General features: G+C 67.2%; 10 protein-coding genes. 2 read left to right on the top strand and 8 right to left on the bottom strand.

All coding sequences use genetic code 11. From position 1 onward, the window contains the following. Nucleotides 1-112 precede the first annotated feature (112 nt). Nucleotides 113-361 carry a hypothetical protein gene (locus tag P0086_RS08430; RefSeq protein WP_112594828.1) on the top strand — a complete coding sequence of 83 codons (249 nt, stop codon included), beginning with the start codon at nucleotides 113-115 and terminating at the stop codon, nucleotides 359-361. Between the two features lie 90 nt (nucleotides 362-451). On the opposite strand, the gene P0086_RS08425 is transcribed toward P0086_RS08430, so the two are convergent. From P0086_RS08425 to P0086_RS08395, 7 genes are all read right to left on the bottom strand, one after another. Next, nucleotides 452-1,825 carry an amidase gene (locus tag P0086_RS08425; RefSeq protein WP_275784563.1) on the bottom strand — a complete coding sequence of 458 codons (1,374 nt, stop codon included), beginning with the start codon at nucleotides 1,823-1,825 and terminating at the stop codon, nucleotides 452-454. 249 nt (nucleotides 1,826-2,074) lie between these two features. Next, a complete protein-coding gene (locus tag P0086_RS08420) occupies nucleotides 2,075-3,064 on the bottom strand; it encodes a tripartite tricarboxylate transporter substrate binding protein (RefSeq protein WP_112594824.1) in 990 nt (329 codons plus the stop codon). A gap of 71 nt (nucleotides 3,065-3,135) precedes the next feature. Then, a complete protein-coding gene (locus tag P0086_RS08415; protein WP_112607001.1) occupies nucleotides 3,136-4,641 on the bottom strand; it encodes a tripartite tricarboxylate transporter permease in 1,506 nt (501 codons plus the stop codon). A 9-nt stretch (nucleotides 4,642-4,650) separates the two neighbouring features. Then, complete coding sequence (locus P0086_RS08410; protein ID WP_112594820.1) at nucleotides 4,651-5,112, bottom strand: tripartite tricarboxylate transporter TctB family protein; 462 nt, start codon at nucleotides 5,110-5,112, stop codon at nucleotides 4,651-4,653. 187 nt (nucleotides 5,113-5,299) lie between these two features. Further along, the gene (locus P0086_RS08405; protein WP_112594818.1) at nucleotides 5,300-6,283 is read right to left on the bottom strand and encodes a tripartite tricarboxylate transporter substrate binding protein BugD; all 984 of its coding nucleotides are present in this window, start codon (nucleotides 6,281-6,283) and stop codon (nucleotides 5,300-5,302) included. 201 nt (nucleotides 6,284-6,484) lie between these two features. Next, nucleotides 6,485-7,831 carry a sigma-54 dependent transcriptional regulator gene (locus P0086_RS08400; protein WP_112594816.1) on the bottom strand — a complete coding sequence of 449 codons (1,347 nt, stop codon included), beginning with the start codon at nucleotides 7,829-7,831 and terminating at the stop codon, nucleotides 6,485-6,487. Then, a complete protein-coding gene (locus P0086_RS08395; RefSeq protein ID WP_275785241.1) occupies nucleotides 7,828-9,597 on the bottom strand; it encodes a sensor histidine kinase in 1,770 nt (589 codons plus the stop codon). The genes P0086_RS08400 and P0086_RS08395 overlap by 4 nt, the downstream gene beginning before the upstream one ends. A 360-nt stretch (nucleotides 9,598-9,957) precedes the next feature. Between P0086_RS08395 and P0086_RS08390 the strand changes: the two genes are divergently transcribed. Then, the gene (locus P0086_RS08390; protein ID WP_275784557.1) at nucleotides 9,958-12,090 is read left to right on the top strand and encodes a methyl-accepting chemotaxis protein; all 2,133 of its coding nucleotides are present in this window, start codon (nucleotides 9,958-9,960) and stop codon (nucleotides 12,088-12,090) included. 118 nt (nucleotides 12,091-12,208) lie between these two features. Here the strand turns inward: P0086_RS08390 and P0086_RS08385 are convergent, their stop codons facing one another. Further along, complete coding sequence (locus tag P0086_RS08385; RefSeq protein WP_112594814.1) at nucleotides 12,209-12,883, bottom strand: FCD domain-containing protein; 675 nt, start codon at nucleotides 12,881-12,883, stop codon at nucleotides 12,209-12,211. Nucleotides 12,884-12,978: the final 95 nt, after the last annotated feature.

The following is a 12,978-nucleotide window of genomic DNA, read 5'->3' as shown; positions in this document are numbered from 1 at the left end:
GCCCGCCTCAATATCTTGGTTTCATTGAATAAAAGAGCTCGTGATACGGGCTCGCGGAACCCTTCCACGCCGCCGGCGTTCATCCCTCGTGTGAAAGCGGAGGATTTTCCCCATGAGGAAACTGATTGTTGCATCCATCGCCGGCCTTGCGGCCATCGGTGTCGGCCTGCCGGCGCTGGCCGACACCACCACCATCGTCAAGAAGCGTACCTACGAGACGCACGAGGTCGATCCCACCATCGTGCTGACCCCGGACGGCATCGCCGTCGGCTCGATCGATACGGAGCGCTGCACCACCAAGACGGTGAAGAAGGAAACGGAAAACCGCGAAGTGACCAAGACCACCAAGCGCTGCCGTTAAGGCGCCGGGTTGCAATTCCGGTTCAGACGATTGCGGGGTGCAGGCGGGGTTCGTTGATGACGACCCGCCTGCGCCCCGTCGGTTTGAGCGCTACGCGGAAAAGCCGTCCCGGATCACCGCCTCGGCGGCAAGGGCCGCGGACAGCAGGCTTAGGTCCCGATGGGGCAGCGCCGCGATCTGGAAGCCCACCGGCATGCCGGCATCGCCCGTCCCGCAGGGAATGGAGACGGCGCACCAATCGAGGAAGTTGCCGATCGACGGATTGCGCAGGGTCTGGCCATTGGTCTTGAAGAACAGCGCGTCGTCCTCGACGAGCGGCGCGATCGGCGGGGCCACATGCGGCACCGTCGGCGACACGATCAGTTCTCCGGCGCCGATGCCGGCCGAAAATTCGGCCATCAACCGTTCGCGCGTCTTGAGGATCTCGATGTAACCGGCCGCGGTGATCTTCTCGCCGAGCCGCGTGCGAACCACGACGCGCGGGTCCATCTCGGCGGCCTCGGGGCCGGAAAGACGCGCCGCATGCACGGCATAGGCTTCCGCCGTGACCAGCGCGCCGTTCCTCGCCGCCAGCGCGAATATCTCCGAAAAGACGGGAAACGCCTGCCGACGGATCTTCGCGCCGGCGCGCGCCAGCCGGTCCAGCGCCTGCTCGAATGCGGCAGCGACGCCCGGCTCGACGTCGTCGAAGACGATTGTTTCCGGCACGACCAGCGACAGTTCGCCGATCGCGCCGCGCACCACTTCGGAGGCGGTCAGCCCGCGCAGGGCGGCGTCGATCCAGACCGCATCCTGCACGCTGCGGCAGAGCGGCCCGAGCGAATCGAGGCTGCCCGCCAGCGGAAAGACACCGCTCATGTCGTAGCGCCCGCGCGTCGCCTTGTAGCCGACGATGCCGTTGAAGGCGGCCGGGATGCGGACGGAGCCGCCGGTGTCCGTGCCGATCGAGACCGGCACCAGGCCGGCGGCGACGGCGACGCCCGATCCGGAGGAAGAGCCGCCGGGCAGCCGGGCGACGTCCTTCGAGGCGGGGTTTCGCGGCGTGCCGTAGTGCGGATTGATGCCGAGCCCGGAAAAGGCGAACTCGCTCATGTTGACGCGCCCGACGGCCACCATGCCGGCGGCCTTCAGCGCTGCGACGACGGCTGCGTCCGCGGCGGCGGGTTCGGCCGTCGCCAGCACCTTCGACCCGGCAGTGGTCGCCAGACCCTCGAGGTCGAACAGGTCCTTCCATGCGACGGGGATGCCGTCGAGAACGCCGAGCGAACGGCCCTCGCGCAGGCGCCGTGATGCCGCCTCGGCCTCCTTCAGCGCCCGCTCCCGCGTCAACGCGACGAAGACGGATCCGTCCTCATGGCCGGCAATGGCGTCGAGCGTCTCCTCGGCCAATGCGACGGGATCCAGCATCCCCGACTGGATGCGGGCCGAAAGGGTCGCAATCGACTGGCCGCTGTTTGTTGTCATATCCTCTTCCTCTCCTGTGCCCCGACGCGTGGCAGACGGCAGAATGCGTCGAAGCCGGCGCCGGTCGATCCCTCCGGCCGGGCCCTCGAAACGAAACCGAAAGAGCGTTCAACAACCTGGCGCCGGGGCCGTCAACATCAAAGACCGGGCAGGCACGGATTGTCGTCCTCCACGGACACCCCGGACAAGCGAACGCCCCGGATCCGTTGCGGGTCCGGGGCGTGCTGTCCGTCACATGGTGCGCGGGGTCTAGTCGAGCTGGATCTTCGCGTCGCGCACGATCGGGGTCCACTTGGCGATCTCCGCATCCACATGGGCGCCGAGTTCCTCCGGCGTCGAACCGACGACCGTGGCGCTGAACTCCTTCATCCGTTCGACCACGGCCGGGTCGGCCAGCGCCTTGTTGGCAGCGGCATTGAGGCGGGCGATCACATCGGCCGGCGTTCCGGCCGGCGCAAAGAGCGCGTTCCAGGTGTAGGTCTCATAGCCGGGAACGGCCTCGGCGATCGTCGGCACATCGGGGAACGAGGGCGCGCGCTCCTTCGTCGTCACCGCGAGCGCGCGCAGCGTGCCGCTCTTGATGTGCCCGGAGGAGGACGGCAGGTTGTCGAACATGATAGAGACCTGGTTGCCGAGCAGGTCGTTCAGCGCCGGACCGGAGCCCTTATAGGGGATGTGTTCCATCTCCACGCCCGCCATCGACTTGAACAGTTCGCCCGACAGGTGCAGCGGCGTCCCGTTGCCCGACGAGGCGTAGCTGTACTTGCCCGGCTCGGCCTTCAGGAGCGCCAGGAGTTCCTCGACGTTCTTCACCGGCAGTTCGGGGTTGACCACCAGCACGTTCGGCACGACGACCAGCAGCGAGACCGGGGCGAAATCCTTCTTCGGATCGTAGGGCGTCGACTTCAGGATCAGCGGGTTCAGCGCGTGCGTCGCGACCGTGCCCATCAGGATGGTGTAGCCGTCGGGCTCCGCACGCGCGACGTTGTCGGCGCCGAGGTTGCCGCCCGCGCCGGCGACGTTCTGCACGATCACCTGCTGGCCCAGTTCGTCCGACATCTTCTGCGCAATGATGCGGCCGACGACATCGGTCGATCCACCGGCCGCGAAGGGCACGACCATGGTGATCTGCCGGTCGGGGAAGTCCTGCGCCAGCGACGGCGAACCGGTTGCCAGCATCGCGGCCAGCGACAGGCCGGCTGCGAGCGCGCCACGGCGCGTCAGGTGAAATCGGGTCATGCTATTTCCTCCACGTTGTAGCTGCTTTGCAGACAAGGGCGTTCGCAGGTCCGCGGCCGCCCGATCGAGCCTCAGTCCTCCTCCTGGAACACCTCCTCGCGCTTGGCCTTCACCGACGGCAGGAACACCACCACCAGCACGGCGAGCGCGATCAGAAGCAGGATGGCGCTGATCGGCCGGGTGATGAAGGTGGTCGGGTCGCCGCGCGACAGGATCATGGCGCGGCGCAGGTTTTCCTCCAGCAGCGGCCCCAGCACGAAACCCAGAAGCAGCGGCGCCGGCTCGCAACGCAGCTTGACCAGCACATAGCCGGCCAGGCCGAAGAAGGCGACCGCATAGAGGTCGTAGACGTTGGAATTGACGCTGTAGACCCCGATCGAGCAGAAGGCCATGATGATCGGGAACAGCACGTAATAGGGGATAGTCAAAAGCTTCACCCAGAGCCCGATCAACGGCAGGTTCAAGACCACGAGCATCAGGTTGCCGATCCACATCGAGGCGATGATGCCCCAGAAGAGGGCCGGCTGTTCGGAGGCGACGTTCGGACCGGGCACGATCCCCTGGATGATCATGGCGCCGACCATCAGCGCCATCACCGGATTGGCCGGAATACCCAGCGTCAGAAGCGGGATGAACGAGGTCTGGGCGCCGGCATTGTTGGCCGATTCCGGCCCGGCCACGCCGGCGATCGCCCCCTGTCCGAACTCCTGCGGCCGGTCGGAGATGCGTTTTTCCACCGTGTAGGAGGCGAAGGCGGCGAGAATGGCGCCGCCACCCGGAAGGATGCCGAGCGCCGAACCGATCGCCGTGCCGCGCAGCACCGGCCCGATCATGCGCTTGAAGTCCTCGCGTGTCGGCCAGAGGCCGCTGACCTTGGCCATCAGCACGGAGCGGGTCTTCTCGCCTTCGAGGTTGCGCAGGATCTCCGCCACGCCGAAGACGCCGACGGCGACGGCGACGAAGTTCAGCCCGTCCGCATATTCGCGGATGCCGAGGGTGAAACGCGGGGTGCCGGTGTAGATGTCGGTGCCGACGAGGCCGAGCAGCAGGCCGAGCGCCACCATCGCCAGCGCCTTGACGATCGAGCCGTGCGCGAGCGCCACCGAGGAGACGAGGCCGACGATCATCAGCGAGAAATATTCCGCCGCGCCGAATTTCAGGGCGAGGACGGTCAGCGGGATCGCGAAGATCGCCACCAGGAAGGTGGAGACGGTGCCGGCGAAGAAGGAGCCGAGGGCTGCGATCGAAAGGGCGGCCCCCGCCCTGCCGCGCCTGGCCATCTGGTAGCCGTCGATCGCGGTGACGGCGGACGACGATTCGCCCGGCATGTTGATGAGGATCGCCGTCGTCGAGCCGCCATACTGGGCGCCGTAGTAGATGCCGGCCAGCATGATCAGCGACGAGACGGGCTCGAGCTGGAAGGTGATCGGCAAGAGCATGGCGATCGTCGCCGTCGCGCCGATCCCGGGCAGCACGCCGATCAGCGTGCCGAGCAGCACGCCGATAAGGCAGAAGAAGAGGTTCTCGGGAGACGCCGCCGTATAGAAGCCGAGCGCGAGATTGCTGAACAGATCCATATGCGCCTCCTAGAACCGGACCCAGGGGCCGAAGCGCTCGAACGGCAGGCCGAGCGCATAGCTGAAGACGACCACGGAAAAGAGCGTGATCGCGATCGCCAGCACGACCGCCATCGGCGCCTTCATCCGCGTCGAGGCGAATGCGGCGATCAGCGCGATGAGAAACAGCGAGGGCACGAAACCGAGGCCGCGCACGGTCAGCCCGAAGAAGATCGGCGCGGGCAGGATGAAGGCCATGCCGCGCAGTGCGATCGGGCCGAGCGGCTCGCCCTGGACCCGGGTGGACTGGATGAGGATGATCAGGCCGAGAAGGGTGAGGATGACGGCGAGCACCAGCGGAAAATAGCCGGGGCCCATGCGCAGCGCCGTACCGAGTTCAAGGTTCAGGCATTGATAGATGAAGAAGCCGCCCAGCGCGATGAACAGCGCCCCGCAGAGCGCGTTCGTGCTGTCGATTGTCAAGGATTTCATGTCTCCCCCTGGTGCGGCCGTAACCGCCGAACGCCGCCGGCCGGATCGCTCCGTCGCGACAGCCTGCTGAAGTCATCGGCCGGCCCGCCTGGCCGACCCGTTCGCCTGCCCGGAGCCCGCATCCGGTCGCATCCGAGCTGGCGATGACCGCCCGCGGTGAAGCGGGCGGCCACTGGAAGCGCGATCGTCAGTCCGCGTACTGGCCTGCCGCCTCGATCACCGGCTTCCAACGGGCGATCTCGCTCTCGAGCTTGGTCTTCAGGGCCGCAGGCGTCGCATCGCTCTCCGGCGAGGGAACGGTGCCGAGCTCGGCGAAGCGGGCGACGACGTTCGGATCCTTGAGCGCCACCTGCAGCGACTTCGACAGGCGCTCGGTGACGTCCGCCGGCGTGCCCTTCGGCGCGTAGATGCCGTGCCAGATGCCGACCTGGAAGTCGGCCAGCCCGCCTTCGGCGGCAGTCGGCACGTCCGGCAGCACCTGCAGGCGCTCCGGCGAGGTGACGGCATAGGCCTTCACGGTGCCGCCCTGGATCTGCTTCGTCGTGTTGGTGGTCTGGTCGCACATGATGTCGACCTGGCCGCCGAGCAGATCGGTCATGGCCGGACCGGTACCCTTGTAGGGAACGGTGGTGAGCTGCGTGTCGATCGCGCTCATCAGCAGCATGCCGCACAGATGCGAGGCCGCACCGATACCGGCGTTGGCGACGGTCACGGTGTCCTTGTTGGCCTTGACGTAGTCGACGAGGCCCTTGAGGTCGGTCGGCTCGAAGTCCTTGCGGGCGACGATGGTCATCGGCACGTCGGTGACGAGACCGACATACTCGAAGGCATTGAGCGTGTCGTAGGCGAGCTTGCGGTAGAGCGTGGCGCTGGTCGCCATGCCGATATGGTGCAGCAGGACCGTGTAGCCGTCGGGATCGGCCTGCGCCACGCGACCGGCACCGAGCGTGCCGCCGGCGCCGCCGACGTTCTCGACGATGATCTGCTGGCCGAGGTCCTTGGACATGGATTCGGCGACCAGGCGCGCCACCGTGTCGGTCGGACCGCCGGCGGAGAAGGGAACGACCATGGTGATCGTCCGCTCGGGATAGGTCTGCGCGATGGCGGATCCGGAAACGAGCGCAATGGCGGCGACCGCCGTCATGCCGATTAGGGTGCTGAAAATCTTCATTGTTATCCTCCCCAGGATGTGGCCTGCCGGCACGGCTCCCTCCGTACCGGTCATGGATGGGGCAACTGTGCGGCTCGCGCTGCGGCGGACAACCGCCAAGGCCTGCCTTCCGTTCGAATATTTCCCTGTGTGCGCCGCAGCATGTGTAGAAACGGGGACAAACCGATAAAGCAATGGGTGGATTTCCACCCATCGCCGGCGTCAGGCATAGTCGTTGTCGATGGCGCGAACCTTCTTGTCGAGCCCGTACTTCTGCATCTTCTCATACAACGTCTTGCGGGAAATCCCTAAGAGTTCATAGACGGGGCGAAGGTTGCCGCCATGGGCCGCCAGCGCACTGGCGATCAGGCTCCGCTCGTAGGCGGCGACCCGGTCAGCCAGCCGCTGGCTGGGCTCCGGCGTCTCGTCCGGCTGGCGGTCGAGCCCGAGGACAAACCGATCGGCCGCGTTGCGCAACTCGCGGACGTTTCCGGGCCAGCTGCGCCCGGCGATCTCCGTCACCACCTCCGGCGGCACCTCGACGTCGCCGCGCCCGTAGCGGGCGGCCGCTTCGCGCACGAGCTGTAGGAAGAGGAGCGGCACATCCGCCTGGCGCTGGGCCAGCGAAGGGACGTGGATGGTCGCGACGTTGAGGCGATAGAGCAGATCGGGGCGGAAGCGGCCCGCCGCCACCTCGCCCTCGAGGTTCACCTTGCTGGTGGCGATGAAGCGGACGTCGAGCGGCACCGGTTCGTTCGAGCCGAGCCGCGTGATCACCCGCTCCTGCAGCACCCGCAGGAACTTCGCCTGCAGCTCGATCGGCATCGAGCCGATCTCGTCGAGCAGGATGGTGCCGCCGCGGCCGTGCTCGAACTTGCCGTAGCGCGGCCGCAGCGCGCCCGGGAAGGCGCCGGCCTCATGGCCGAACAGCTCGCTCTCGATCAGGTTCTCCGGCAGCGCCGCGCAATTGATGGCGATCAGCGGCCGGTCGGCACGGGCGCTGATGTCGTGCAGCGCGCGCGCCACGACCTCCTTGCCGACACCGGTATCGCCGATGATCAGCGTGTCGGCATCTGTCGCGCCGATCGCGCGCAGGCGGTAGCGCAGGTCGACCATCACCTGGGTGCGACCCGGCAGGCGCGCCTCGACGTCGTCGCGCTTGCCGGCGACCGCGCGCAGGCGGCGGTTCTCCAGCACGAGGCTGCGCCTGTCCAGCGCGCGCCGGATGATGGCGGCGAGCTGCTGGGCGGTGAACGGCTTTTCGACGAAGTCGTAGACGCCGGCGCGCATGGCGCTGACCGCGAGCTGCACGTCCGCATGGCCGCTGACGAGGATCACGGGAATTTCGGCATCCATCTCGCGAACGCGCTGCAGCAGCGTCATCCCGTCCATTCCCGGCATGCGGATGTCGCTGACCACCACCCCGTCGAAGCCGTATCCCACGCGCTCCAGCACCGGCTCGGCGCTGGCGAAGGTGACGACGTCCAGGCCGAACAGGCCCAGCGCCTGCGCCGACGAGCGGCGCATGTCCTCCTCGTCGTCGATCAGGAGAATGCGGCTTGCGGTCATTCGGCGGCCTCGCTGATCATCCGCGCGGCGGCCAGCTCGATCAGGAACTCGGCGCCGCCGTCGGGCGGGTTGGAGACCGAAAGGCTGCCGCCGAAATCCTTGACGATGTTGTAGGAGATCGACAGGCCGAGCCCGAGACCGCGGCCGACGCCCTTCGTGCTGAAGAAGGGATCGAAAATGCGCTCCGCAATCGCCGCGGGCACGCCCGGCCCGTGGTCGCGGATCGTGATGATCACCCTTCCCTTCTGGCGCACCGCGTCGATATGGATGCGCCGGTCGGGCAGTCCCTCGACCGCGTCGGCGGCATTGGCGATGATGTTGACGAGCACCTGCTGCAGGCGCACCGAGCCGGCATGGACCACGGCCGGCTCCTTTCCGAGGTCGATCAGAAGCGTGGCATCGGCCGATTTCAGGCGGGCGGCGACGATCTCCAGCGTATCCGTCATGACGGCCGACAGCGCGACCGGTCCGAGCTTTTCGTTCGGCTTGCGGGCGAAATTCCTAAGGTGCCGGCTGATCGAGGCCATGCGGTCGATCAGCCCGGAGATGCGCCGGACATTGTCGCGGGCCTCCTCGACGCGGTTGCGGTCGATCAGCATCGCCGCGCTGTCGGCATAGGTCTTGGCGGCGGCGAGCGGCTGGTTCAGCTCATGCGAAAGCGCTGCCGACATCTGGCCGAGCCCCGCGAGCTTTCCCGCCTGGATCAGGTCGGCCTGGGTCTCGCGCAGCTTCTGTTCGGTGAGCCGGCGTTCCGCGATCTCCTGCTCGATCTGCCGGTTGACGCGGGCGAGGTCGGCGGTGCGTTCCTCGACGCGATGCTCCAGCTCGTTTCGCGCCTCGACCTGCATGCGCATCCGCTCCTGCGCCCGTGCCCGCCACTGGATGACGATCGCGACCGCCAGTCCGGCAAGTCCGAGAAACAGCAGCACGGCCACGAGCATGGTGCGTGCCTGGGAGCGCACCGAGCTCGTGTCCATCAGCACGTTCACCGTCCAGTCCGCCTCCGGCATGTACTGGGACAGCGCCAGGTATTCGCGCGCGGCGCCGCCGTCGGCGAGGGTGATCAGCCGGTGCCCCGTCGCCTCGTCCTCGTGAAAGGGCAGCGGTTTCAGCACAGCCTCGGCATAGCGGCGCGACGCCTGCGTGCGCCCAAGCCGCTCCGGCGTCAGCGGCAGGATGGCCGAATAGAGCCACTCCGGGCTGCCGGTCATGAAGATGATGCCTTCCGGATCGGAGACGAAGATCTTGTATTCGCCGCCCAGCCAGGAGGCCTCGATCGAATCGATATCGACCTTGAAGACGATGACGCCGCGGATCGTTCCGTCGACCCGGATCGGCGAGGCGAAATAATAGCCGCGCTTCAAGGATGTCGTACCGAGCGCATAGAAGCGCGACTGACCGCCTTTGGCCGCATCCTGGAAATAGGGCCGGTAGCTGAAGTTCTGCCCGACGAAGCTCGTCGGACCGTCATAGTTGCTGGCGGCGATGGTGACGCCGTCCATCGTCATCACATAGATGTCGGAGGATTCCAGCAGGCCGTTGATCTCCTTGAGATAGGCGTTCGCCGCCGCGCGCAGCGTCCGGTCGTCGGGATCGCTGACCAGGTGCTTGATGTCGTCGTGATCGGCAATCAGCGCCGGCAGCGGCTCGTAGCGGCTGAGGTGTCCCCGCAGGGCCGAAACGGCGAGGCGCAGCGCCGAGCCCGCCTGCAACGATGCTTCATCCATGTAGCTGCGGGTTGCCAGCGCCCCGCCCGGCACGATCATCGCATAGAGGAAGGCCGGCAGGAGCACGAGCCAGACAAGAATACGAAAACGCTGCTTCACGAAAACGCGGGCTCCTCCCTCCCTCGCCACGGCCTCCCGCCGCGCAGGAAGTCTCGCGCAGGAAGTCTAGAGAGCTATGCCGCATTTTCCAAGAGACGAGTAGATCCGCTGCCGAACGGGGGCGAACCTTCCAGCACGAAGCGGCAGCGCGCGCCGTCCGCCCTGCCCCCGGGGAATGCCCACTGCCGTGACGCCTACCGCCAGTTGCGAAAAGTGAGACAAATCGCATGATCGGTTAAGTTAGCACTAACCTCTGCGGGAAATACTGCATGCAGAATGCAACATGAAGGAGTTTGTGCAGTGAAGACGGAAACGAAGGTCGCCCGACCGCTCTGGATGGTCGTCACGGGCTGCGGCTTTGCCGCGGTGCTGTTTGCGAGCAGCGTGATCGGCGGCATCGGCTGGCATCGGCAGGTCAGCCTGATCGAGCAGGCGGTGAAGGACGAATCGCAGAACGACCTCGGCGTCCTTGTCTCCAGCATCGATGCCCAGCAGCGCGCCAACCTGGGCCTCGCGATCGCCATCGCCGGGCAGCCCGGCATCGTCCAGATGATGAAGGCGCGCGACCGGGAAGGCATCGTCAGGACGCTCGAGACCGGATACGCGCAGTTGAAGGCGCGCGGCGAGGTCCAGTCGATCGGCTTTGCGGATGCCGGCAGCACGGTGATCGCGCGCGTCCACGACCCGGAAAAAGCCGGCGACAACAACAAGGGCCGGCGCAAGGGCATCGAGACGGCGGTGGCGGAAGCAAGGCCGACCTCCGGCATCGAGCCTGGCAAGGCCAGCATCGCCATCTTCGGAACCGCCCCCGTCATGGACGGCACGACCGCCATCGGGTCGGCCGACGTCGGCACACAGCTGACCGTCGACTACTTCAGCCGGCTGGCCGAGAGGATCAACGGCGCGTTCTCCGTCTATGTCGCCAAGGACGGCGCGCTCCAGCGGCAGGCTGCGACCTACGACGGCGAGCCGCTCGTGGCGATCGACGAACTGCAGGCCATGGCGCAGGGCACCGCACCGGGCCGCTACGTCTATTCGGGAGACCGCACCCTTTTCGTCACCGCGACGCCGCTGATCAATTTCTCCGGCGACACGATCGGCCTGATCGAGGCCGCATCGGACGTCACGGCGACCTATGCCAGCGGCCGCTCTGCCCTCACCCTGTCGCTGCTTGCGGCAACCGTGACCGCGCTCCTGGCGCTGGCCGCCTTCTTCCTCTTTGCCCGCAGGCTGGGGAACGTCATCCGGCGCCTGAACGGGACGATGACCGAGCTTGCCGCCGGCAATCTCGACGCCGTCGTCGAAGGGCGCGACCGCCGCGACGAACTGGGCGCGATGGCGAACACCGTCCAGGTGTTCAAGGACAACGCCGTCCGGACGCGCCAACTGGAGCGGGATGCGCAGGAACAGCGCGAACGCACCGAGGACGAGCGCCGGATGACGGCCGCGAAGGAGCAGGACCGCTCGGCGGCGATGGCACAGGCGACCAGCGGCCTGGCCACGGGGCTGAAGCACCTGGCCTCGGGAGACCTGAGCTTCCGGCTCGACGATCCCTTCGCTGCCGATTTCGAGAGCCTGCGCGCCGACTACAACCGGGCCGTCGACCAGTTGCGGCAGACCCTGACGGCGGTGGCGAACGCTACGAACGCGATCGACAGCGGCTCGCGCGAGATCAGCCACAGCGCCGACGACCTGTCCCGGCGCACCGAGCAGCAGGCGGCGTCCCTAGAGCAGACGGCCGCAGCGCTGGACGAGATCACCGCGAACGTCGCCAATTCGAGCAAGCGCGCCGAGGAGGCCCGCGCCGTCGCAATCCAGGCCAATGAAAGTGCGCGGCAATCGGGCACGGTCGTTGCCAACGCCGTCGAGGCGATGAGCCGCATCGAGCAATCGTCGAACCAGATCTCGAACATCATCGGCGTGATCGACGAGATCGCCTTCCAGACCAACCTTCTGGCGCTCAATGCCGGCGTCGAGGCGGCCCGCGCCGGCGAGGCCGGCAAGGGCTTCGCCGTCGTCGCTCAGGAGGTCCGCGAGCTTGCCCAGCGCTCCGCCCAGGCGGCAAAGGAGATCAAGGACCTGATCCGGCACTCCTCCGGCGAGGTGGAGAACGGCGTGCAGCTCGTCAGCCAGACGGGCGGGGCGTTGAAGACGATCGAAGGCTACATCGTCACGATCAACCAGCACATGGACGCGATCGCCACCTCGGCGCGCGAGCAGTCCGTCGGGCTCAGCGAAGTGAACACCGCCGTCAACCAGATGGATCAGGTCACCCAGCAGAATGCCGCGATGGTGGAGGAGAGCAACGCCGCGGGAGCGACGCTTGCGATGGAGGCGGCGCGGCTGAAGGAGCGCGTCGAGCAGTTCCGCCTCGGCGGGACGGCGGCCCTCCCATCCGGCCAGCGCGAGACGTCCGGGCGCAGGGCCGCGTAGCCGGCCTGCGGGCCCATCGGGTCGGCGGAGACGAACGGACGTCGTCCGTCATGAGGCTCACCGTGCTGCGGTGAGCCTTTCGTTCTGATCGGCGCCGTCGCTTTGCGGGTGGCCCCCTTCAGAGACGGTCGCGCATGTGGCTTTCGACGCTGCGCAGATGCCGGCGCATGGCGTCCGCGGCGCCCGCGCCGTCGCGATCGGCGATCGCGGCCACGATGCGGGCGTGCTCCTCGAAGCTGTGGTGGTCGGCCGGCGGGCGCAGCGGCGTGTCGCGCAGCCGCCCCCAGGTCACGGCCCGGCGCACCGCGTTCAGCGTATCGAGCAGGCCCAGGAGCAGCGAGTTCTGCGAGGCCTCGCCGATCGTCCGGTGCAACCTGTTGTCCCACTGCTCGTATTGCCGCCAGGTCGGCGCCTGCTGCGCCTTCAGCATGCAGCTTCGCATCTCCGCCACCTGGCCCGCCGTTGCATGGAGGGCGGCGCAGCGGGCCACCTCCGGCTCGAAGGCGATGCGCGCGCCCATGACCTCCAGCGGGTTGGTCCGCTGGACCATGGCGTTGATGTCGGCGACGGTATCGATCGGCCGCTCACCCGTGAACGTGCCCTTGCCCACGTGCCGCCAGACGACGCCCTCGGATTGCAGGGTCGCCAGCGCCTTTCGCAAAGCGGCCCGTCCAACCTCCAATGATTGCGCCAGCTCCCGCTCGGGCGGCAGCCGCCCGTCGTCGGGCAATGCCGCCGTCGCCAGGAAATCGCGCAGCCGCGTCAGCACTGTGGCATCGGTGATCTCGATCATGTCTCACCTGAACCAATTTCGAATTGGTTTTGGTTATATGGGACAAGAGGATCGGTGTCAACGCGGGGCGAGACGGCCGACACAGGGTTTATTTA

The sequence above is a fragment of the Mycoplana sp. MJR14 genome (assembly GCF_029210525.1).
Lineage (GTDB): Bacteria > Pseudomonadota > Alphaproteobacteria > Rhizobiales > Rhizobiaceae > Mycoplana.
The sequence above is the reverse complement of the archived record's forward strand: the minus strand, read 5'-3'. Positions and strand labels throughout refer to the sequence as shown.